Source organism: Duncaniella sp. (assembly GCF_029056165.1).
Lineage (GTDB): Bacteria > Bacteroidota > Bacteroidia > Bacteroidales > Muribaculaceae > Duncaniella.
On record NZ_JAIDBW010000037.1, the window covers coordinates 112594 to 135716 of the forward strand.

22 protein-coding genes are annotated in these 23123 nt (G+C 50.1%); 4 read left to right on the plus strand and 18 right to left on the minus strand.

Annotation, left to right across the window (positions count from 1 at the left end; genetic code table 11):
- Positions 1-2: 2 nt before the first annotated feature.
- Positions 3-1040 (minus strand): type IX secretion system membrane protein PorP/SprF, encoded by a 1038-nt coding sequence (locus K2G41_RS09180; protein WP_300117547.1) that lies wholly within the window; start codon positions 1038-1040, stop codon positions 3-5.
- Positions 1037-1777, minus strand: a complete 741-nt coding sequence (locus tag K2G41_RS09185) for a porin family protein (protein ID WP_300117549.1) — start codon at positions 1775-1777, stop codon at positions 1037-1039. The genes K2G41_RS09180 and K2G41_RS09185 overlap by 4 nt, the downstream gene beginning before the upstream one ends.
- Before the next feature lie 125 nt (positions 1778-1902).
- Between K2G41_RS09185 and K2G41_RS09190 the strand changes: the two genes are divergently transcribed.
- Together K2G41_RS09190 and dcm are read left to right on the plus strand one after the other, a co-directional pair.
- Complete coding sequence (locus K2G41_RS09190) at positions 1903-2658, plus strand: Eco47II family restriction endonuclease (protein WP_300117551.1); 756 nt, start codon at positions 1903-1905, stop codon at positions 2656-2658.
- On the plus strand, positions 2655-3986 hold the full coding sequence (dcm, locus tag K2G41_RS09195) for a DNA (cytosine-5-)-methyltransferase (RefSeq protein ID WP_300117552.1): 1332 nt from the start codon (positions 2655-2657) through the stop codon (positions 3984-3986). Before K2G41_RS09190 ends, dcm begins: the two co-directional genes overlap by 4 nt.
- A gap of 52 nt (positions 3987-4038) precedes the next feature.
- On the opposite strand, the gene tyrS is transcribed toward dcm, so the two are convergent.
- The 15 genes from tyrS to dtd form a co-directional block, all read right to left on the minus strand.
- Complete coding sequence (tyrS, locus tag K2G41_RS09200; protein ID WP_300117554.1) at positions 4039-5334, minus strand: tyrosine--tRNA ligase; 1296 nt, start codon at positions 5332-5334, stop codon at positions 4039-4041.
- 96 nt (positions 5335-5430) lie between these two features.
- Positions 5431-6627: a pyridoxal phosphate-dependent aminotransferase gene (locus tag K2G41_RS09205; protein WP_300117557.1), complete on the minus strand. Its 1197-nt coding sequence runs from the start codon at positions 6625-6627 to the stop codon at positions 5431-5433.
- A gap of 190 nt (positions 6628-6817) precedes the next feature.
- Positions 6818-8161 (minus strand): electron transport complex subunit RsxC, encoded by a 1344-nt coding sequence (gene rsxC / locus K2G41_RS09210; protein WP_300117559.1) that lies wholly within the window; start codon positions 8159-8161, stop codon positions 6818-6820.
- Positions 8162-8172: 11 nt separating this feature from the next.
- On the minus strand, positions 8173-9030 hold the full coding sequence (locus K2G41_RS09215) for an RnfABCDGE type electron transport complex subunit B (protein WP_300117561.1): 858 nt from the start codon (positions 9028-9030) through the stop codon (positions 8173-8175).
- A gap of 17 nt (positions 9031-9047) precedes the next feature.
- Positions 9048-9473, minus strand: a complete 426-nt coding sequence (locus K2G41_RS09220) for a SoxR reducing system RseC family protein (RefSeq protein ID WP_300117563.1) — start codon at positions 9471-9473, stop codon at positions 9048-9050.
- 163 nt (positions 9474-9636) lie between these two features.
- Positions 9637-10395 carry a WecB/TagA/CpsF family glycosyltransferase gene (locus K2G41_RS09225; protein WP_300117565.1) on the minus strand — a complete coding sequence of 253 codons (759 nt, stop codon included), beginning with the start codon at positions 10393-10395 and terminating at the stop codon, positions 9637-9639.
- Entirely contained in the window at positions 10382-11398 is a 1017-nt protein-coding gene (locus tag K2G41_RS09230; RefSeq protein WP_300117567.1) for an NAD-dependent epimerase/dehydratase family protein, read from the minus strand. Before K2G41_RS09230 ends, K2G41_RS09225 begins: the two co-directional genes overlap by 14 nt.
- Before the next feature lie 74 nt (positions 11399-11472).
- On the minus strand, positions 11473-12525 hold the full coding sequence (locus tag K2G41_RS09235) for a glycosyltransferase family 4 protein (RefSeq protein WP_300117569.1): 1053 nt from the start codon (positions 12523-12525) through the stop codon (positions 11473-11475).
- A 160-nt stretch (positions 12526-12685) separates the two neighbouring features.
- Positions 12686-14980: a glycoside hydrolase family 3 N-terminal domain-containing protein gene (locus K2G41_RS09240; protein WP_300117584.1), complete on the minus strand. Its 2295-nt coding sequence runs from the start codon at positions 14978-14980 to the stop codon at positions 12686-12688.
- A gap of 96 nt (positions 14981-15076) precedes the next feature.
- Entirely contained in the window at positions 15077-17134 is a 2058-nt protein-coding gene (locus tag K2G41_RS09245; protein ID WP_300117570.1) for an HDIG domain-containing metalloprotein, read from the minus strand.
- Positions 17131-17526 (minus strand): DUF2752 domain-containing protein, encoded by a 396-nt coding sequence (locus K2G41_RS09250; protein ID WP_300117571.1) that lies wholly within the window; start codon positions 17524-17526, stop codon positions 17131-17133. Before K2G41_RS09250 ends, K2G41_RS09245 begins: the two co-directional genes overlap by 4 nt.
- Positions 17527-17543: 17 nt before the next feature.
- The gene (locus K2G41_RS09255) at positions 17544-18131 is read right to left on the minus strand and encodes a CD225/dispanin family protein (RefSeq protein WP_300117572.1); all 588 of its coding nucleotides are present in this window, start codon (positions 18129-18131) and stop codon (positions 17544-17546) included.
- Positions 18132-18425: 294 nt separating this feature from the next.
- On the minus strand, positions 18426-19310 hold the full coding sequence (gene deoC / locus K2G41_RS09260; protein WP_300117573.1) for a deoxyribose-phosphate aldolase: 885 nt from the start codon (positions 19308-19310) through the stop codon (positions 18426-18428).
- A 77-nt stretch (positions 19311-19387) separates the two neighbouring features.
- On the minus strand, positions 19388-19723 hold the full coding sequence (locus K2G41_RS09265) for a nucleotide pyrophosphohydrolase (RefSeq protein ID WP_300117585.1): 336 nt from the start codon (positions 19721-19723) through the stop codon (positions 19388-19390).
- A 34-nt stretch (positions 19724-19757) separates the two neighbouring features.
- Positions 19758-20210, minus strand: coding sequence for a D-aminoacyl-tRNA deacylase (dtd, locus tag K2G41_RS09270; RefSeq protein WP_300117574.1), 453 nt, complete (start codon positions 20208-20210; stop codon positions 19758-19760).
- Between the two features lie 168 nt (positions 20211-20378).
- Here dtd and K2G41_RS09275 point away from each other — a divergent pair, with 168 nt between their 5' ends.
- Together K2G41_RS09275 and tpx are read left to right on the plus strand one after the other, a co-directional pair.
- Positions 20379-21563, plus strand: a complete 1185-nt coding sequence (locus K2G41_RS09275; protein ID WP_300117575.1) for a hypothetical protein — start codon at positions 20379-20381, stop codon at positions 21561-21563.
- 63 nt (positions 21564-21626) lie between these two features.
- On the plus strand, positions 21627-22136 hold the full coding sequence (gene tpx, locus K2G41_RS09280) for a thiol peroxidase (protein ID WP_300117576.1): 510 nt from the start codon (positions 21627-21629) through the stop codon (positions 22134-22136).
- A 103-nt stretch (positions 22137-22239) separates the two neighbouring features.
- Here tpx and K2G41_RS09285 read toward each other — a convergent pair whose 3' ends face one another.
- Complete coding sequence (locus tag K2G41_RS09285) at positions 22240-23088, minus strand: phospholipase A (protein ID WP_300117577.1); 849 nt, start codon at positions 23086-23088, stop codon at positions 22240-22242.
- Positions 23089-23123 lie beyond the last annotated feature (35 nt).

The window sequence follows — 23123 nt, forward strand, 5'->3', positions numbered from 1 at the left end:
AGTTACATTATGCGTATGCTCTTGTGTTTGTGGCGGTTTTTCTCAGAGAAGTCGAGTTTAAGGTTGTAGCCCGCGACGAGTTCATGACTGCCGGACGAGGCTTTTGATATGTCGGAAAGGTGATAGTCATAGCTGTAGCCGATGAATATACCTTTGATTTCTGCGCCAAGCATGATGGACAGGGCGTCGTTGAGACGGTAACCGAGTCCTGCAGTGAACAGCTTGTTGTAGCGGACACGTCCGGTGAGCTGAAGGTCAGTGGTAGTGAAATCACTGCGGACCATGACTGACGGTATCACTTCAAATAACGTGTTTTTTACCGGAATATTGCTTCCGGCCATGAAATAAACTGTACGTGAGGCGGTGAACTGATATGTTCGTGACATTTCGGAAGTGCCGCTCCCCGCAGAGGTCTCTCCGGCGCGCGATGACAGTTCGCTGTCGCTGGTGAAATTAACCGTCGGATTGTTGGCGTGGAGAAGTGAGACCCCGGCCCAGAATTTCTTGTGGACGTAGAACGCTCCTAAGCCGAGATCGAGGGAATTGCCGGCTACGTCGCGCATCGGGATCGCATCGTCGGCCGAATCGTGGTAGCCGTCCTCGTCGGGGATATAGATTTCAGATCCTTTGAACTGCTGATTGTAGAGACCGATTTCAAGACCGACGGTGAGGACACCTTTAAGCAGCTTGAGCTTGTAGGCGATCTGCGCGTCAAGTGTGAAGTTATGGAAAAGACCGTAGGATTCCTGCTGCACGACGAGTCCTGTGCCGAGTTTCCGGTTCAATAATTTGAATGGCATATCGGCGGCGGCTATGAAACTTTGGGGAGCGTTGTCGATGCCTACCCATTGCAGACGTGCGCCTCCACGGATGCGGAGATAGTCCGTGTCGCCGACAGCTCCGGGGTTGTAATAGGTGGGAAGGGCCCAATACTGCGTGAGCATGGCGTCGCCCTGAGCTTTGGTTTTCGGGACGACGGTCAGCAGCAGTAAGGCGGCGAGTATAACCGTCAGATCAAATATGCGCTTTCCGTGTGTCATTCGAAATAGAAGGTTAGGACCACCATGCGTGAGACGGCTTTTTTGAGCGAGTTGGTGATGACGAGTTTGTCAGGCTCCTCAGATATGTCGGGACGGTCGTGGACGAGGCTGTCGCCGAGCCCGAAGCAGAATTTAATCTCCGGATTGAATTTGAAATAGGGGAGATAGAAGTCACATCCGAAACCACAGGTGAGGAAGAAGTCCGAAGTTTTGGTGCGGAGATAGTCGTTGGACTGTTTTGACACGTTGAACGTAGGCATTACTCCTGCCGTGACGTAGGGACGGGAGTTTCGGTAGCGCAAACTTGAAAATTTCAGGTCGAAGGGGAGTACTATCAATGCCGATTTAAGGTTCTGACGATGTTCGAGTCCGGAATTGTATTCGCGCAGCGTTATGTCGCGGTTGCCGAAGTACATACCGGGTGTGAACCGGAGGTTGAAGTAAGTTCCGAGACGGTAATCTATGAGGCCGTTTACACAGAATCCGGGTTGAAACGACGGCTGATCGACGAACCATTGTTCACCTGTCTCGGTGACAAGACCGTTGTGAGTGAAAGTGAAATCCTGAGTGTGGATTCCGACGGAAAAACCGAGATGCCACCGACGGAGGTCAGCGTAAGGTCGGTTCATCAGCTTGTCGTTGAGGTTCTGACACACGACATCTCCGCAGCTCCATGCAAAGAGAACCGCGAGCAAAAGAAATGTGCGCAGAAATGTGGGGAAAGTGTGACTCATCATTCAGTATAACGTGTTCAATTAAAGAATTATTGTTTAAGATCTCTTCCGAATACTCTTGAACAATACGTTGTAGATTTCGCTAAGTGCAAAATAATAGCTATATTTGCATAAAAGAATCCCAGCGAATGAATGATTATAATTTAGGTTTCATATCGAATGAAGCTATATATGACCATGTAAAGGCAACGGTAGAATCCTATCGGCATGAGATAACATTATCTCAGTTTAATGAAAATATTGTTGATCCGATTAAATTGACGTTCGATGCAAAGGTCTATGGTAAAACAATTGAACAGGCCATCGAAGATGAGTGTTTCCGTCAGATTGATAAATCAAATACGAATAGGATTGGATATTTCCATCAGAATATCTTCAAATATGCCGGTAATGGTTGGGTTGTACCTAAAGAAGGGTTCGATGTTGAAAATGACCAACTTCATATCTATGCTGAATTAAAGAATAAGCATAATACCATGAACTCTGCTTCAGGTGCAAAGACCTATATGAAGATGCAGGGAAAGTTATTGGATGATGATCAGGCTACTTGCTATTTGGTGGAAGTTATTGCCAAAAGATCGAAGGATATACCTTGGAAAGTGTCACTGGATAAGGTTTCACGTTCGCATAAGTGCATAAGACGGATTTCGATGGATAAATTCTATGAAATTGTTTTCGGTGATCCAAAGGCTTTCTATAAGTTATGTTCAGCATTGCCTCGTATCATAGAGGATGTCGTACGTGATAATGAGCAATTGTCATTGAATAATACGGTTTATGCAGAACTGACCCGTGAGCATTCGGATCTGCTGACAGCTTTATATCTACTCGCTTTTTCGTCCTATGAGGGTTTCAATGATCTGATGGAAGGAGGTGCATCGTGAACAGACGTACAATATCCATAAATAATCTTGCAGATTTAGTAGGCTGTTCTCGCTCAACGGTTGAGAGCTGGATTAGAAAAGGTAAATATCCAGTTCATTATGGTGTGGATGATAAACGTTTTTTTTATCTGGACGAGCTGACTGATATACCTGAAATTGCGGCAATGCAATCAACCAGATGGAATGAAGAAAAACTTTCTTCACCAAATGGCTGCTTCTCGTCTGTTGAACTTTTCGCAGGTGGGGGAGGTCTGGCTTTAGGTATGGAGAAAGCCGGTTTTAAGCATGTGCTTTTAAATGAATTTGACCATAATGCATGTGAGACCTTGCGTAAGAACCGTCCCGATTGGAATGTGGTTGAGGGTGATATCCATGATATAGATTTCTCACCGTTGAACGGTAAGGTCGATTTTCTGTCCGGAGGATTCCCATGTCAGGCTTTTTCGTATGCCGGCAAAAGATTAGGTTTTGATGAGGCACGCGGCACACTGTTCTTTGAACTTGCTCGTGCTGTTAGGGAAATACAACCTAAGGTTTTCATGTGTGAGAATGTGAAAGGGCTTCTTGAACATGATAATGGAAATACTATGCGTGTCATTAGAAACGTCATAGATGACTTAGGTTATTCACTCTATGCTCCCCATGTTTTAAGAGCTATCCAGTATGATGTGCCACAAAAACGGGAACGCTTGATCCTTATAGCGGTGCGAAAAGACTTGGAAAAAGATTTTGTCTTTGAATGGCCAGATGTAGCACCTGAGATAAGAACCCTGCGAGATGCGTTTTGTAAGGGTGAACTGTTTGAATGTGATGTACCTGTGTCACAAGGACAAACTTATCCTGAATCAAAACGTAAGGTTATGGATTTAGTTCCCGAAGGTGGGGATTGGAGGGATTTGCCTGAGGATGTGGCTAAGGACTATATGAAGGGAAGTTATAATCTCGGGGGAGGTAAGACGGGTATGGCACGTCGTCTATCAATGGATGAACCAAGTTTGACTTTGACTTGCGCGCCTGCCCAAAAACAGACAGAACGGTGTCATCCATTAGAGTCTCGTCCATTGACTGTCAGGGAATATGCAAGAATCCAGACTTTCCCGGATGATTGGTTCTTTGCAGGGAATCTTACAGCGCAATATAAGCAGATTGGTAATGCTGTTCCGGTCAATATGGCTTGGGCGATAGGTCGGTCTCTGATAAGAGCTTTTAATAAACTTGCAGATACTTGTGGAGCATCGACTGGTGAGGGAGATATTTCCTATAAGCTTGATGGACTATTTGAGGGGATTGCCTGTGAGGATGTCCCTCCTTATAAAACAAAAAAATAGATGTTCGGCTTCTGATTTCAGAAGCTGAACATCTATTTTTAAGATTCCTTGATCAGTCCGTCACGCGGAGCAGATAGTAGTTTTTCTTGCCGCGCTGCACGAGAATGTATTTATCGTTGAGCAGCATATCGGTAGTCGCGGGTGCGTAAGGATCGGAGATCTTCTCCTTGTTGATGCTCACACCGCCACCCTGAACCAGCTTGCGCATCTCGCCCTTTGAGGGGAATACGGGAGCGATGTCTGTAAGAAGATCTACAAGTTTGACGCCTTCATTGATGGCCGAGCGTGAAATCTCGAATTGAGGTACGCCTTCCATCACCGCGAGGAGTGTTGCTTCGTCTATCTTGTGAAGGATATCGCCGGCTTTGTTACTGAAGAGGATCTGAGATGCTTCGACTGCTGCTTCGTAGTCCTCAGCTGAGTGAACCATCGTGGTGACCTCCTTGGCGAGACGCTTCTGCATGGGACGCTGCCCCGGATCTTTGGCGTGCTCCTCGATGAGAGCGTCGATATCCTCCTTGGTTAGGGCAGTGAAGATCTTCAGATACTTCTCGGCGTCGGCATCGCTGACATTGAGCCAGAACTGATAGAATTTGTAAGGTGAAGTGTAGCGCGGATCAAGCCATACGTTACCACTTTCGGTCTTGCCGAACTTGCCTCCGTCAGCCTTTGTGATGAGGGGGCATGTGAGGGCGTAAGCCTCGCCACCGAGTTTACGGCGGATGAGTTCGGTACCGGTGGTGATGTTGCCCCACTGGTCAGAACCTCCAAGCTGAAGCTTGCAGTTCTTGTCCTTGTAGAGCGTATAGAAGTCGAAGCCTTGGAGAAGCTGATAGGTGAATTCAGTGAAGCTCAGACCATCACGGGCCTCGCCGTTGAGACGTTTCTGGACAGAATCCTTTGCCATCATATAGTTGACGGTGATGTGCTTGCCGATTTCACGGGCGAAATCAAGGAAGGTCACATCCTTGGTCCAGTCATAGTTGTTGACCATTTCGGCTTTGTTGGGGGCATCGCTTTCGAAGTCAAGGAATTTCGACAGCTGCTTTTTGATTGCCTCTTGGTTGTGGCGGAGGGTTTCCTCATCGAGGAGGTTACGCTCTGCACTTTTGCCTGAAGGGTCACCGATCATGCCTGTAGCACCTCCCACGAGTGCCAACGGCTTGTGGCCGCAACGCTGGAAGTGACGGAGCATCATGACTCCGCAGAGGTGACCGATGTGGAGGCTGTCGGCCGTCGGGTCGATGCCGAGATAGGCAGTGGTCATGCCTTTTTTGAGCTGTTCGTCTGTGCCGGGCATGACGGTGTGGATCATGCCGCGCCAAGTGAGTTCTTCAATGAAATCCATTTGTCTTTATGTTTGTCCGGAAGCGTAATTCCATTTGATTTTGACATGTCGTCCGGTGAGATCGTTTCCGGTATTTTACGTGATTGGTGACTGTGGTTATTTGAGTGTGGCGAGGGTATCGGCAATGCGGCGGAGAGCTTCGCGGAGATTGTCGTCAGATGTGGCGTAGCTCAGGCGGATGTAGCCTTCCATGCCGAATGCTCCACCGTCAACGGTTGCCACATGGCCTTTTTCAAGGAGATACATGGCGAGGTCAGCCGAGCAGCCGATAGTTTTGCCTTCGGGAGTAGTCTTGCCGATATATGCGCTGACTTCCGGGAAGAGATAGAAGGCACCCTGCGGACGATTGACTTTGAGGCCGGGGATCTTTGAGGCGAGATCGACCACGAGATCGCGGCGGCGTTCAAAAGCCTTGTTCATCTCGGCGATGCAATCCTGCGGGCCGGTATAGGCGGCTTCGGCTGCTTTCTGTGCGATAGAAGAAGCGTTTGAGGTATATTGACCCTGAAGCTTGGTGACAGCCTTTGCGAGCCACTGGGGAGCGGCACAGTAACCGATGCGCCATCCGGTCATGGCGTATGCCTTTGAGACACCGTTGATGATGATGGTGCGGTCAGCGATTTCCGGGAATGATGCGAGCGAGGTGAATGAGCCTGTAAAGTTGATGTGCTCATAGATCTCATCGGCGAGGACCATGATGTCGGGGTGCTTAGCAAGCACATTGACGAGACCTTGGAGCTCTTCGCGTGAGTAGATGCTGCCAGTCGGGTTGGAGGGCGAGCAGAGCAGGATCATGCGGGTTGCGGGAGTGATGGCCGCTTCGAGCTGTGAGGGAGTGATCTTGAAATCTTGGTTTATGTCGGCGAGAACCTCGACGGTCTTGCCTCCGGCCAGTTTCACCATCTCGACATAGCTCACCCATGCGGGCATAGGGATGATCACTTCGTCACCGGGGTTGATGGCGGCGAGGATCACGTTGCAGAGAGCCTGCTTGGCACCGTTTGACACCACAATCTGTTCGGGAGCGAATGTCACGCCGTTTTCTTTTGAAAGCTTTTCTGACACGGCTTTGCGGAGCGACATGTAGCCGGGGACAGGGGTATAGAATGTGAAGTTGTCGTCAATTGCCTTTTTCGCAGCCTCCTTGATGTGATGGGGGGTCTCGAAGTCGGGTTCGCCGACTGAAAGGTTGATGACATCTACGCCCTGAGCCTTCAGCTCATTGCTTTTCTGTGACATTGCGAGGGTGGCTGAAGGAGCCAGCGACTGCACGCGATCGGAAATATGGGTCATATATCTGTGAGTGTTTGGTTTAACGTGTTAAGTATTACGCGAGTGCAAATTTAAGTAAAATCCTTGAAATTTATCGGCTCGCCGGTCAAAGTTTTCGTTAAAGAATCATTTGCCAGTAATAAAAAATATGCCGGATGGAGGCATCCGGCATATTTTTATTCGTGTCGCTGATGGAATCAGTATGCTTGTGTTAAGCTTTCGCAGCTGCGGCGCGGGCTCGCATGGCGGCCATGACCTTGCCTTTTCCGAGACGGATGTAATCGACGAGCGGACGTGATGCAGGACAGATGTAGCTGCATGAGCCGCATTCGATACAGTTGGCAATCTTGTTCTGCTCGGCATCGTCCCATTCATGGAGACGGGACAATGTGCTGATGAGGAACGGTTCGAGACCCATCGGACAGGCTTCGACGCACTTGCCGCAACGGATGCAGTTCTCTGCAGGACGGCGGTGAGCGTAGCGGCTATCGAGAAGTATGCCTGACGTACCCTTGATCATCGGAGTCTGGAGGGTAGAGGCCGTACGTCCCATCATCGGGCCACCAAGGATGATTTTCTCGTATTCCTTACCATCAACGAGAGTGGCGAGGATAGTGCCGAGAGCCACACGGAGATTTCGGCCTGTCTCACCGTCATGGATGGTGAGTACGCGATCCATCAGAGGCTCGCCGAGGACTACAGCGCGATATACGGCATAGGCGGTGGCGACGTTCTGGACAATGGCACCGGTAGCGATAGGGAGTCCGCCGGAGGGAACTTCCTTGCCGATGACAGCTTCAATGAGCTGCTTCTCACCGCCCTGCGGGTATTTTACCATCATCGGCATCACTTCGAGACCTGCAACCTTGGATGCAGCCTTTGTGAGAGCCTCGATAGCTTCAGGCTTGTTGTTTTCGATAGCTATGACGCCACGGTTTACACCGGCCGCACGCATGAGCAGCTCTACGCCCTTGACGATCTGCACCGGATTCTCGCGCATAAGCATATCGTCGCATGAGAGGCACGGCTCGCATTCAGCCGCATTTATGATCACGATTTCTGCTTTCGAACCGGGAGGGGGCGAGAGTTTGACATGTGTGGGGAAGGTGGCACCGCCGAGACCGACGATACCGGCATTCTTGATGATATCTATGATGGCTTTGCCTTCAAGCGCGGCGAGCTCGGCCTCACTGCGGACGGGTTTGCCACCTTTAGCGATAGCTTCTGCGTCGGCAGCGCGATCTTCTTCGTCGCTCTTTATGTAGATAGCCTGCACGGGCATTCCTTGCGGAGTACGGGCCACATCAATTTTGACAACTGTTCCTGAAATGGGAGTGTGGACGGGAGCGGAGACGAAACCTCCTGCATCGGCCACACGGTCACCACGCTTCACCTTGTCGCCTTTCTTGACGATAGGTGTTGCAGGGGCACCGATGTGCTGTGACACCGGAAGAACTACTTCCTCAGGGAGAGGAAGATTTTCGATGGGCTTGCCTGCGGCAATTTTGTTTTCAGCGGGGTGGACTCCGCCGATTTTAAAGGTATGTAGTTTCATGACTTTTGATTTCAGGCTGTTTCTTCGACTGTTTCTTTGGCCGGAGCTTTCTTGACGGGGAAGTTCACGGCATGGATTGCGTGGGTGGGACAAACATCGACACACTTGCGGCAAAGTTTGCACTTCTCATAGTCGATATACGAGAGATTGTTTGCGATGGTGATTGCATCGTGTGTGCATTCCTTGAGACATTTCGAGCAGCCGATACATGCTACCTTACATGCCTTCATGGCCACTGCGCCCTTCTCCTTGTTGGAGCAGGCTACATACACCCTCATGCCGCGCGGACCTTTGTTGCGGAGTTCGATGATGGAGCGGGGACAAGCTTTGACACATGCGCCGCAGCCCACACACTTGTCCTCGATGACTTCGGGGAGACCGGTCTCAAGGTTCATCTTCATTGCGCCGTAGGGACAAGCCTCCACGCAGTCGCCACAGCCGAGACATCCGTTGGGACATGCTGATTCGCCTGAACCGAGTGAAGCGAGCACCGCGCATGTCGGGGCACCCTCGAAACGGGCGAGACGGGGACGCAGGTCACAGGTGCCGTTACACTTGATGACTGCGATTTTAGGCTTGGTTTCAGCAGCCGTGAGACCGACGATCTCACCGATCTTCTTCATGATCGCGCTACCTGAGGCCGGACATGCAAGACCGTCAAGAGTATCGGCACACACACATGCCGCCGCGAAGTCACGGCAACCGCTTCGTCCGCAACCACCGCAGTTAGCACCGGGCAGGAGGGCTTCTACTTGATCGATACGGGGATCTTCATGTACATGAAAACGCTTGGCTACGATGTAGAGCACGGATGCACCTACAATTCCGATAATTCCAAGGACAATGATGGAAGTTACTATAATATTCATGGTAATAATTTAAAACTTCATATTTTTCTTATTTTCCAACTAATTTTCTGTGCGAACCGTTTCCGGTTACGGTAGAGGAAGAGGTCATAGAGACCGAGGGCGGCAGCTCCGCAGGCGATGGACCATCCGCCGAGCGACGGGACACCGAGACGAAGCCCGACGATCACTCCTCCGAATATGAGGGTGGGCAGGATCAGAGCCCACCATGTGGCGCGGAGGGTTGAGGCGGATGTCGCGGTGACCTCCACTTTTTCGCCGATAGAAAAGTTATTGGCCTCAGGAGTGTCGATAGTGATGAGTTCTGGCTTGCTGCCTTCCTTGGTGTTACACAGGGCCATGACCGCGCAGCCGTCACACTTGCAGTCGTCTTCCGTGCGGATGGCGAGATAGCCGTTTTCCACTTTCTCGATGACTCCCCGGTGGGTTACGTCTTCCTTACTCATGATAATAGATAAAAAACACTGAGATATGCGGGAGCAAAGTTAATGATTTTCTACAAAAAGTCCAAAATGTTTTGAAATGCCGGAGATTTTCAAGTCATTAAAATGCGGATTCCTTAACTAGAGCCGCTGTGATGCTCATGATGCATACGGATTGCCGTTCTTGCTATCTCTGATCAATGAGCGCAACTTTGCGGCGTTCCTCTTTAACAAGCCTTGGCAGAATTTTGATAAAATTCCAGTAGCGGGGTATGTTTTTCTTGGGCTGCTCTAATGCGCGGTGGAGCCATTCAAGACGTAGTTTGAGCATCCATTTCGGAGCACGCTTGACATCCCCGACTCCTGCGTTGAAATTGAATATTGCTCCATAGCCGAACATTATCCCCCTTTTCAGAAATGGTTTCAGCCTTGCCATGAACATCTCTTGTTTTGGTGCGCCGAGACTCACCCATATTATATCGGGATTGTCCGCATTGATCATGTCGGCTATGCCTTGGTAATCGAAGTCCTCTACCGCACGGAATGGTAAGGTCTCAAATCTCATGTCCTTGATCTTAGGATCGATTTTCGTAAGATTCTTTTTCAGCCCGGCCAGTACCTCCTCGGTATTGCCGAGGAAGAATTGCCTGAAGCGTCTCATACTGATATATTTCAGAAATATGTCTGCTCCTATGTAGCTGTCGATCGGTTCATGGTGGATGCGTCCGAGTATCTTTGCAAGTACGCTGCCGTCGCAGTTGTTGACGAGAGCCCCGTTCAGCACCTTGAGGAATTCCGGATTCTTATTGGCAACAGTGAGATTATTCGACTCCACCGAGCAACTGTAGCCCGGTGTGCCGTCTTCGATCGCTTTGAAGATTGTACGGTCGAGCTTGTCGCGGTCAAACTCGATTCGCACGTTGAAATATTTTTTATCCTCGACCATTAGCTTTTTCTTTTGCAATTGCGTTTTCAATCCATTTGTATTGCTGTCGCAGACCATCTTCGAGGCTAACACGTGGCTCCCAGCCGAGGATTTCACGCGCTTTGCTGTAGTCCGCGCTGCGGGCCTTGTCCCCTTCCGGTTTGGTGATGTCGAAGAAGGGAGTGATGTCCTTATTGCTGATCTTGACCACTGTTTCAGCGATTTCAGCGATAGAGGTGCAGACCGAAGGCCCTATCTGTATCCATCCGTGTCCCCAACCTTTCTCAAGAGCCAGCATTAGGGCTTCGACAACATCATTCACATGCAGGAACGCTCGTCCCTGTTTACCGCTGCCCCAGACAACGAAATCCTCCGCCGGATAATTTATTGCCTTTCGGATTAGTGCGGGGATAACCTGACTCCGCTCTCCGAAATCGCAGGGCGAACCATATACGTTGTGGAACTGGAGTGTACAGCACGGGATGCCAGTCTCTTTTTCGAGATAACCGATCTCAAGTTGTCCCATGAGTTTGCTCCAGCCGTAAGCGGATTCCGGAAGAGCCGGAAACAATTCATCTTCACGCAATGGAATCACATCAAGCGAATTTTGACGTGTCAGCGGATAGCTGCAAGCGGTGCCGACATAGATCAACCCCTTGATCCGATCTTTACCTGCTTTACGCACTGAATTAAAGACATTAGTGTTGATGAGGTTGTTCTGGCGGAACAGTTCCCCTTGGTTGCTGAACACATAATTGATGCCGGCGACAATATCAGCAAGATGGATAACATATTCATTTTCACTTATGATATTGTCAAGTTCATCGCTACTGGTCGAAAGATCGATATTGAAAAAATGTGTATCCTGATTTATTACCGGTTTGCCTGATTCATCGTTCAGGTATTCAAGTTTCCCGCGCCACAGATTATCGATGACTGTGACTTCATGACCTTCTTTTACAAGACGTTTGACAAGGTTGCTGCCTATCATACCACAACCGCCGGTAACAAGTATTTTACTCATAATAAATATGGTATATTCAAAAAAAGTTGATTGGTTTTATGCTATGTCTGACTTAAATGTCAGAAGTGAATTTTCTATGTCCTCTGATGTAGCAGATCCGAATATATTTTGCCAAGTCTTTTACCGATTGATTCGATGTTGAACTGATTCTCCGCGAATTTTTGAGAGGATTTCTCGATCCTTACTCTTAGTTTGTCATCAGTGATCAGTCTTTCAAGCTGTTCGGAAAGTCTCGTCGTATCACCGGGTGTGAAAAGCAGCACATCATCCTCATCATGGACAATATCCGGAAGGCCGCCGACAGGAGTTGCGACCACTGGAAGACCGTAAGCCCATGCATCAAGCACTGCCATCGGGAAACCTTCGGCATAGCTTGGCAGACAGAATATCGATGCTGAGCTGAACAATGAATGTTTCTTCTCTCCTGAAACCCATCCGGGAAATTCCACTTGCGCCTCTATACCGAGTTGTTTCGCTATTTCTTTCCCTTTTCCGATCTCACCGCTGCCGGCAAACACGATTTTCCAGTCTGGGTATTTGTGAGCGATTTTTGCAAAGGCTCTTATCAGGTCATGATAGCCCTTACGCGGACTGATCACGCCTGCCGACAGGATGAATTTCTGTTTTGCGGTATAGTGGCTGTCTTTTGGGAGAGCCGGACATGGATTGTACAGGACATGAATTTTATCCCTTATGTCGAACACTTTGCAGACGTTTTCTTTCCACATATCCGAGAGGACGATCACATGGTCTGCATCCTCAAAGAGTTTTCTATATACGTCCTTATATGACCCTTCGATAGTCGAAGCTGTGTCAAAGGCATGGAAATGGACAATCGTTTTCTTTCCCGACAGCTTGGCCAGACGCATGAATATGCTTTTCCTTCTTGCCGAAGGTGCTTCTCCAATGTGTATATGTACTATATCGCAGCTGGGAAGATAGAAGATATATTTGGACAATCCGCTAAGGAGATATAGAAATTTTGTAAATTTCGATCCGCTACGATGGGTCGCAATCCATTTACATCCGGTCTTTTCCCATTCCTTTGAACTCTCATGAGCCATGACCACGGAAGAAATCCCGCCATGTGTGTGGCGGGAAGTAGCAAGCACAAGTACTTCATACATTTTTAATGACATTGTCCGTGATGGTATATAGAGATGACCTAATTAAAAAACGTTTAATAATAATGAAAATTGTATGAATAATAGACGTTTTTAAGCTATAAGAGGGGTCGATCACAATATTAAGAGGGAAAAGTATCAATGATTATCCCTCCAACGTATCTCAGATATTCGGTTGCTCCCAAGTATAGGTCGATGTACAGTGGATTGTCTGTGACAGGTTAGCGATTTTGAGGGTGAAATCGCCTTCTTCGAGAGTCCATTTGCCCCATGAATTGACAAACGCGAGGTCGGAAGCCGGGAGCGTAAAGCTTACAGTACGGGTCTCACCGGGCATGAGAGCGATTTTGCTGAATCCGCGCAGACGCTTGTTGTCAGGGACGACTGATGCCACGAGGTCCGATGAGAACAGCAGTACAGCTTCCTTGCCGTCGCGCTCACCGGTGTTGGTTACGTTGACGCTCACCGTCAGGATGTCGGATGGCGAGAACTCCTTCTTGTTGACCTTGAGATCGGAGTATTCAAAAGTAGTATAGCTTTTTCCGTAACCGAAAGGCCACTGGACATTGACACGCGCGTCATAGTCATAGACACCTTCCATTTTACCGACTTCCTCACTCACCTTGTAGTCATACGTGACGAGTGAGTTGATCTCGCGTGGATAGGTGAACGGTAGTTTCGCCGAGAAGTTGCGCTCTCCGGCCAAGAGTCCTGCAAGCGCGTCGCCACCGAAGTTGCCGGGCAGGAGGATATCGATGATACCTTTGGCAAGAGGCTCTATGTCGGCGATGATGCGCGGACGGCCTTCGTTGACGATAAGCACGATGGGTTTGCCTGTCTTTGCGAGAGCCTTGACCATGTCGCGTTGGTTAGCCGACAGATGGAGGTCGGTCAGGTTGCCCGGACTCTCGCAATAGGAATTTTCTCCGATACACGCCACGATGACATCAGCATCGACAGCGGCTTTCACGGCATTGTCGAAATCCTCCACAATCTCATCCTGATATGATCCCTTTTCGCTGAATGTCACGGTCGGGACATAATTCACGTTTCCGGCACCGAACTTCTCATTGAGAGCTTCAAGGATGGTATTGTAATCCTTGGCATAGACATCGGACAGATGCCCCTGCCAAGTGTATGACCAGCCTCCGTTCAGTGAGCGCATGGAATTGGCGGTCGGGCCGGTGACGAGTAAGCGTGTGCCGGGAGCTATTGGGAGGATGTTATCATCATTTTTCAGCAGGACCATTGTCTCCGCAGCCCCATCGAGAGCAGCCTGACGGAATTTGTCGGATGCAAATTCCGGATGATCCTTGAGAGTGGTGTTGGGATGTTCGAACAGGCCGAGACGGTATTTCAGGCGCAACACACGTGAAACTGCATCATCGATACGGCTCATGGGGATACTTCCTTCATTCACAAGCTCCCGCAGAATAGTGCAGTAATCAACGCTGTAAGGCTCCATTGCCATGTCGATACCTGCATTTATGGCTATGCGGATGGCATCCTTCTTGTCCTTTGCCACCTTTTCGCGTGTGTAAAGATTGTTGATGTCAGCCCAGTCTGTCACGATCATACCGTCCCACTGTAGATCATTCTTGAGCCATTGGGTCAGCAGTATAGGATCGGCATGTACGGGCGTGCCATTGACTGATGCCGAATTGACCATAATGGTCAGAGCTCCGTTCTTAATAGCTTCGAGGTGAGGGGCAAAATGCTTTTCGCGCAGGTCCGAGATGGAAATGTAGGCCGGCGTGCGGTCTTTTCCGGAATAAGGGACGCCGTAGCCCAAGAAATGCTTGACGGATACAGCTATGTGATTGCGGTCGATATGATTGGGATTGTCACCTTGGAAACCTCTGACAGCTGCACCGCCCATGAGGGCGTTCACGAGGGGATCTTCGCCATAGTTTTCCCAGAAGCGTGGCCAGCGCGGATCACGTGCGAGGTCAAGGGTGGGGGAGAAAGTCCACGGACAGTCACTCGCACGGGTCTCGTAGGCTGTGATTTCCGCGGCAGTCCGGCATAGACCGGTGTCGAATGAAGCGGCCACGTTGATGTTCTGTGGGAAGAGCGTACCGCCGTTGGTGTAGGTCGTGCCGTGGTTCTGGTCAAGGCCATAGATGCAGGGGATGCCGATGTGTTTCATCGATGCTTCCTGAATCTGCGGGATTAGTTCGTTCCATTCCTGCGCATCCAGACAGTGGGAGGAGGGGGTGTTGAGGATCGAACCAACTTTATACACACCGAATATCGTATCGACTTTCTCCTTGATGAGCCTGAACTGTCCGTCAGGGCCGGTCTTGCCGATGACGTCGAGTTGCAGTTGGGTCATTTGTCCGATTTTCTCTTCGAGAGTCATTTCCGAGAGAGTGTTTCTGACTTTCTTTTCAATTTCAGGATCTGGGGGAATCACGGGTAGGGTGATTGGGGTGTAGGCCATAGCGGGAAGTGCCATGGCCGTAAGCGAAATAAGGAAGCTACGGAGCATAGTTGAAAAATGAAAAAATAATGACGGTATTACTGTTTGTGTAAGATATTTCTCTCCGGACTCTCAGGATTCCTTGGATGTTGGTTTCTTCAATTCCGGATAGGATATGCGTGAATGGTACATGGTGCGCAGACGCTGTGTGAACACCTCTTTGATCGTGCTTACATCCCTGAAGGATATCGGTGACTCGTTGTGCAGACCGTCGGCTATCTGTGAATCAATGATCTTATTGACAAGATTGTTGATTGCCTCCGGAGAGTGGTCCGGCATGGAGCGTGAGGCGGCCTCGATCGCGTCCGCCATCATCAGCAGCGAGGTTTCCTTGGACTGCGGATTAGGTCCGGGATAGCTGAATGAGGCCTGATCGACCGTCTCATCGGGATGGGCGTTGCAATATGTGTTGTAGAAATAGCGGGCCATGCCTGCGCCATGATGCTCTGCTATGAACTGACGTATCATTTTCGGAAGCTTTGCTTTTTCGGCAAGCGCAAGTCCTTCGGTCACATGCCCCGTGATGATTCTTGCACTCTGGATTGGATCAAGGGCATCGTGTGGATTGACTCCGTGCTGATTCTCGGTGTAGAATGCCGGATTTTTGATCTTGCCTATATCGTGATAGAGTGCTCCGGTCCTTACGAGCTGCACGTTGGCACCGATACGGCTTGCGGCGGCCGATGCAAGGTTACTCACGGCCATGGAGTGGTTGAATGTGCCCGGACATTCCTCTGAAAGTTCGCGCAGAAGCGGGTTGTTGATATCGGATAGCTCCACGAGTGTTACACGCGAAGTGAAGCCATACACTCTCTCCAAAAGGAACATGAGGACGTAGCTGAACGAGATGAGGATGGCGTTGATGGCAAAGCAGCCGAACACCCTGCCTTCTGTCTTTGCGAGCGAGCCGGAAAGCATGACTTCCATAGCCACGTAGGACAGTGCGTAGGCAAGGAATATGAGTGCCGCCGTCCGTATGAGCTGTCCGCGGCGTGTCAGGTCTTTGAGTGAGTCGATGGCGACAACACCTGCAATGAATTGCAGGAAGATGAACTCAAGCGCGAATGATGAGGTTATGGCGCAGATGAGCACGAGGATGAGGTGGCAGAAATAGGCCGTGCGCGAGTCGAGGAAGATAAGAATCAGGATCGGGACAGCTGTGAAGGGAGTGATGTAGTAACCGTTGATGAACGTGGCCTGCATGGCGAAGGCAAACAGTGTGAATAGTCCGATCAGGCTGATGATGAACACCATCGTGCGGTCATCCTTGAAATAATCCGGACGGAATATATAGAGGTAGGCATAGAGACAGCCGTAGAGGATGAGCATGTAGAGCATCTGTCCGGCTATCGGGTAGTAGTGTTGCGAGATTGTTCCTTTGCCGCGCTCGTTGGAAATCTCCTCGTATGTACGGAGCACTGTCGCGAGACGGGAGGTAACGATGTCGCCCTTGTCGATGATACGTTCACCCTGCTGTATCACGCCTATGGGAGCCATGGCCTTCTGATATGCCTCATTCAGCAACCTCTGAGATGTGATGGTGTCCAGCATGATGTTGGGGTGAAGTGTCTGGGACAGTTTCGTGGCAGATATTGCCTGACGGATATCACGGTTATCCAACACGCTGTCAAGATGCTCGTAGGCACGGAATGCCGACAGGAATCCTGATGTCGGGATACTGATGGCCACATTGTCGTGCAGGAATCTCACGGCCGGGAGTTTGCCGGAATGGATCTTGGTATAGGTCTCACGATCGACGATACCGTTTTCATACACCTTTCGGATCTCCTTTATGATCTGGTTACGTTGATCAGGGGTGATGTTCAGGCCGGCAGCGGAGTTGAGGCGGGTTGTGTAGTCGGAGATTATGGTTTTTTCAGCTATGGCATCGCGGACAAACACGGGTTCGAAATGCTTGTCAATACTGTCCTTCACCTTCATGGCACTGACGGAGTCAAGGTGGATGGGGATGTCGAACGGTGCGGTCAGAAGGGAGTAGCTCCACGGACGTCCTTCCTCAAAAGTGTAATGATTCTCGGCGGAACGAGGCAGGAAATAGACGGTGACAGCAACTACAATTATGAAAAGCACTACTCTGAGTGTGAGTTGGCGCGATGGCATCTGATTCATACGTCGAAAATGTTGCGGACAATAGTCCAGATAATGATGGTGAAGAGAATGGAGAGGATGAAGACGCGGGCCGAAAGTATGCGTTGGAGGCGGCTTCCACGCAGTCTTGGAATCCTTGAGAGGAGCAGGAGCCCTATCAAGGGAATTTCGATGATGAAGAGTGCATTATAGGCAAACGCACTTCCAAGATCACCGTGGAGCAGGGCGTGGACAGCCCTCTGCGAACCGCATCCGGGACAGGATAAACCGGTAAGCATCTTGAAGGCACAACGTGGGTATAGTCCCGACGATGGTTCTGCGAAGAAGTAAAGTGCAAGTAGCCCTGCAGCAATGATGACCGCTATGATGAGGAGGAGTTGACGGTTGGAGGCGCAGAAAGGCTCACGGATCATCGGCAGTCAGGTGTGGATTAGAAGAGGCTGCTGAACAGCATGGAGAACGGGGCCCAGATCAGTCCTGCTACAAATGAGATGATGACCCATAGCTGGGCTTTTGACGATGCGTCGAGCGATGCCATGTAGTCACCTCTGTAATATGCCGGAGATACTTTGGCGGCATAGATTATGGCTACGATACCCGTGGGGATACAGCAGCAGATGGTGGCGAGTATGGCCCAGATGAGATAATTGTCGGGCATAGGCGGACGGTCATTGCCATTATTGAATCCATACTGGTTCGGATTCTGCCCGTAGAACTGTCCGTAGGGATTCTGTCCGTACTGCTGGTTGGGATTGTAGGTATTGTTTGCATAAGGATTTGCGTAGGTTCTGTCTGACCGGTTTCCGGTGAACGACGGTTGATTGTCGGAATCGACTTCTGCATTACCGTTCATTCCTGAAATTATGGCAGCGATTTCAGGGATAGAGCCAGCGGTTGACCAGTCGCTGAGACCTTCATGCCACACAGGGGTTGACGGAGTGAGACCGGGAGTCGCGGCGACTTCGTCGAGTGTCAGTGGACCTTTCTGTACACTGTTTATTATGATCCAGTATTTCATCGGTGAAATTCGGAGAGTTTTTTTGAGTGATTATTGTAATTCTATCATGAAAATGAGGATGTGTCAAAATTAATAAATTTCCGGTTGCAGGGCTTGCGTTCGCACTGGCTGTAATACAAGCTTAAATACTTGTCGCAGCAGTTGGAATCCGGCCAGCGCGAACGCAAGCCCTGCAACCGATTTATTTTTTGACACACCGACACATACTTATTTCAGGTACATGAGTACATGTGTGGCATTGACACTGTCGGAACAGTCATTAACGAAAAAACGTCCTGTCGATCAGGGTGGGGATCAGAAGAATTTGGTCTCCTCACCGAGAATGTCGGAGAGGACGGCGTTGGCCAGACGTGACGCTCCGATTCGGAAATATTCGTTGGTCTCAACCCACTTGTCGCCGAGGACAGTCTTGACGATTGTGTAGTATTTGAGTGCCTCTTCGGTAGTTGACACGCCTCCGGCAGCCTTGAAGCCTACCATGCGTCCGGTCTTTTCGTAATATTCCTTGATGCATTCACACATGATGTAGGCCGCTTCGAGTGATGCGCCCTCATATTCCTTACCGGTAGATGTCTTGATGAAGTCCGCTCCGGAGTACATGGCGAGTATCGATGCGTTACGGATATTCTCGGCTGTCTTGAGCGCGCCGGTTTCAAGGATGACCTTCATGAGTGAGCTGCGGCATGAATGCTTCATTTCTGAGAGCTGGTCGCACACTTCCTCATAATCCTTGTCAAAGAAGTCACCGAGGTCGATCACAACGTCGATCTCGTCAGCTCCTGCTTCAACTGCCAGACCCACCTCTGCGATTTTTACCTCAATGAAGCTCTGTGCAGAGGGGAAACATCCTGCCACGGATGCGATATCGACATCGGAACATTCAAGCACCGTGCGGACCATAGGAACGAAGTTGGGATAGACGCAGATCGCGGCCACGTTGGGCAGATCGGCATGCTCGTGGGCAAACGCGTTTACCTTTTCGGTGAAATCCGCTACCGAACGCTGTGAATCAGTTGATTTGAGCGTGGTGAGATCAATAGAGTTGAATATTTTTTTCAGCACTTCGAGTTTGTTGTTCTCGTCGAGATGCTTTTCAAGAATTTCGTTGACTTTGGCAGCGACTTCGGAATCCGAAGTTGTCACGTGGCTTTCGGAAATGACTTGCTGGTATTTATCCATGATGATTATTTTTTGTTTGGTTTTATAGTTTAGGGTTGGTTAGTAGTCTGGATTTATCCTGAATGCTCAACTGAGGCTCACTCTTCGTAGTGCAGCTTCGGATTCGAGGCGTGGCGGGTGGCGTCGCGCTTGGTCTTCTTCTCCATATTGCGTCGGAACGCTTCGGTCAGATCCACACCTGTCTGGTTGGCGATGGCTGTCAGCACCCACAGCAGATCCGCGAGCTCGTCGGCAAGGGCGTCTGGGTTCTCACCCTTCTTGAACGACTGGTCACCGTAGAGTCGTGCCATGATCCGTGCCACTTCGCCCGTCTCTTCGGCGAGGATGGCCATATTTGTGAGGGGGGAGAAGTAACGCACGCCGATTGTGCGTATCCATTCATCCACCGTCGCCTGTAGCGAACGGAGTGAAATAGAGTCATCAGGAGTGGGGGCTGGATTCATAAGTTCAGGTTCTTGATCTGGAATCTATAACAATGGTCACAGGGCCGTCGTTCACGAGAGCAACCTGCATATCCGCTCCGAAAACACCTTTCTTCACCTCTTTACCCATCAGAATGCCACATTCCGTACAGAACATCTCATAGAGCGGGATTGCGAGATCATGACCTGCAGCGTGGATGTAGCTGGGACGGTTGCCTTTCTTGGTGGATGCGCAGAGGGTGAACTGACTTACGGCAAGCATCTCGCCGCCTACGTCGGCAAGCGAGCGGTTCATGACGCCTTCGTCATCGGAAAAGATGCGCATGGCCACGGCTTTGGCAGCAAGCCAGCGCACATCGTCAGCGGTATCACCTTCGGCAACACCGACAAGTATCATCAGTCCGGGGCCGATGGAGCTGTGCAATTCTCCCCCGATGCTGACCGATGCCTCTCTGACTCGTTGGATTACTAACTTCATAATCCGCAAATTTACAAAATAAATCGGATTGCACATCCCTTGGATGGAAAAATTTAAGCCCGGCGGCTGCAGATTCAGGTTTTGATACTGAAATAGAAATATTTCACGATTGTCGTGAACTGATTTCGTGAAGTTGACGTTAATAGGATATACGTCAACTATTGTTTTATGAAAGGGAAATCAAGATTGTTAATGGTGTTAGCAGCGTTAGGTCCCTTGGGCTTGTCGGCTCAAGGGATTGCTGACGTTGTGGCAGGTCTGGAAAAGACAGGCTGCTACGAAGCTGATGCGAGTTTCAGCGTCTCGCTCCCCCAGAGCGAGAGCGATGTGGTCTATAATGTAAAGCTGTCGTCAGCTCCGACTGTCGGCGACAGACTCTCGCCATGCGGCTATGTCACCGAGTGGACTCTCGACACTCCTTCAGGACCTGTCAAGGGTTTTTCGGCCTATTTCGACGGACATCATTACCGTTACCGCAACGAGCGTCTGCAGGAATATCACACCGAATGGGATTCGATACCCTTCATGCCGCGAGGCAACTCTGCCGGTGTGCAGGCTTCAGCGCAGTTCACGGATCTCTATCCGGCCTTTATCGCGCAGGAGCTTATGGCTATGGATAAGGATTCGCTCTACACCGTAAGCGTTAATCCTAACGCAATGTTCGACGGACGTAAGGCCATTGAGATCAAGTCGGTCATGAAGGTCAGTGATGTCACCGCCATGGAGAAGCGTTTCTTCTTCGATGCGTCCAGCATGCTTCCCCTGCGTATCGACACTGAGAGCAATCCCGGTCAGATCACCGAACAGTCAATGCTTGTGACTTACCGTTACCCGGCTGAAATGCACTGCCCCGAACTCAGCGAAACAGCTCTGACAGAAAGCTATCCGGAGGTGTTCGAGAAGTACAGGGAAAACAATTTCCGTATAGAGAACCTTGCCGGAACGCAACTCCCGACATTCTCGCTCCCGACAACGACAGGTGAACGTTACACGTATCATCGCGGCGACAGTTTCGCCTCTCCGACGGTGATCGCACTGCTTGATCCGACTGCCGGTTTCAATGTCGAGCTTGTGAGTGCGGTCCGCGATGCAGTGGATCGTCTCCCGTCACAGACCGATGTTATATGGGTGTTCAACTCAACCAACATCGATGCCATCGAGGGCGTGGTGAGTGCTATCCGTCCGGGCGAACATCTGCTCATGAACGGAAAATCGCTTGCCAGAGACTGCGGTGCGGCCTCACTTCCGGTCGTGATTATGGCCGATAGTAAAGGAAAAGTAAAAAATGTTGTGCTCGGATTCAACAACGAGCTGGGTAATGTTGTTTTACAAACGATGGCTCTTGTGGATTAACCTGCACCTGTGGCCATAGATCCTGAAAATCAGATAAAGAAAACTAAAAAACAGATATATTTTATGGAAACCGTATTTTTTAAAGGTCAGCCGTGTCACACCTACGGCACCGTCCCCTCGATTGGTGAAACCGCTCCCTGCTTCCATCTTGCCGGAGCTGATCTTTCACAGCTCATCTGCACTGATTTCGCAGGTAAGCGTGTAGTCCTCAATATCTTCCCCAGCCTTGACACAGAAGTCTGCGCACGCAGTGTCCGCCGTTTCAACGAGGAGGCTGCGAAGCTGGATGACGTAGTGGTTATCTGCGTGTCCATGGACCTTCCTTTCGCTATGGGCCGTTTCTGCACCATCGAGAATATCAAGAACGTACTTTTCGGTTCTGCTTTCCGTTCACCCCTCTTCGGTCAGAAGTATGGCGTGCAGCTCGTGGATGGTCCTCTTGCAGGTCTGCTCACCCGTTGTGTCCTTGTGCTTGACGAGAACCGTCGCGTGATCTTCCGTGATCTCGTAGAGGAAATCACCAATGAGCCTGACTACGATGCAGCTCTCAAGGTGCTCCGCAAGGAAGAATAAAAACTTTCGAGACATTATTACAGCCGGATAAATTATAGGGAAAGCCGGATACTGCGTGGATGCGGTATCCGGCTTTTATTGCACGAGGAAATTACTGACAGCTTTAGTACTCGCTGAACCGCTGGGGTTTGATGACGAACCCGACACGGATGGTGGAATGAAATTCACGGTAGGCGAGCAGACCTTCTCCGTAGCCGTTGTAATACTGGACGAAGAGATACTGGTTGTCGCGCGGGAATATGCGGTAGTTGAATTCAACGGTAGTGTTGTAGTTCAGATTCCAGCCTTTGCGCTTGACGAGATTGACAGCCAGACCCATGCGCCCGCTCGGCGAGTTGAATGCTGTGCCGATCTGATATATGCCGCAATAGTCGAGAATGTCGCGGTTTTCCGATCCATCGACGATCGGTAGCCAGATCTTGCTGTGGACGAGAAGCTGCGGGTCGATCATTATGCTTCCCGCGATGCTTATTCGGTTCCATGACCGTGATGCCGCGCCGTCGCGTCCGTTTGATTCATGTTCGGCGATCAGGCTTACCTTACCGACATAGCGTCCCTTGACGAACAGAGGTTTGGTGAGACCGATACCGGGATTGAAATTTAGGTCTGTCATGGGGAAGGAATCCTCCAGTACGTTCCAGAAGCATTTCTGAGTGTAGAAAAGGTAGAGGTATGTCCCTAAGGGAAGGGTGCTTCGGGTGAGGCGTTGGGAGATCGAGATCTGGAATTTGAGGTTGGAGTTCTCGCGTGTGATACGTTGGCCCACCGGACAGCCGAATATGAAGTAATTGTCCTTGTAGAGGCCGAAATACGGGCCATCGTCAAACGCCCGTCGCACACTGTCGTTGTCGATTTTGTCATTAGTGACGGTGACGATCTGCGCATGGCTTCCGGTCATGGAGGCAATCAGAATGAAGATGCCCGCAAGGCAGAGACGCATAAAGGCTTTCATCGGTTAATGGGGACCTGTTTTAAAAGTTGATGAAT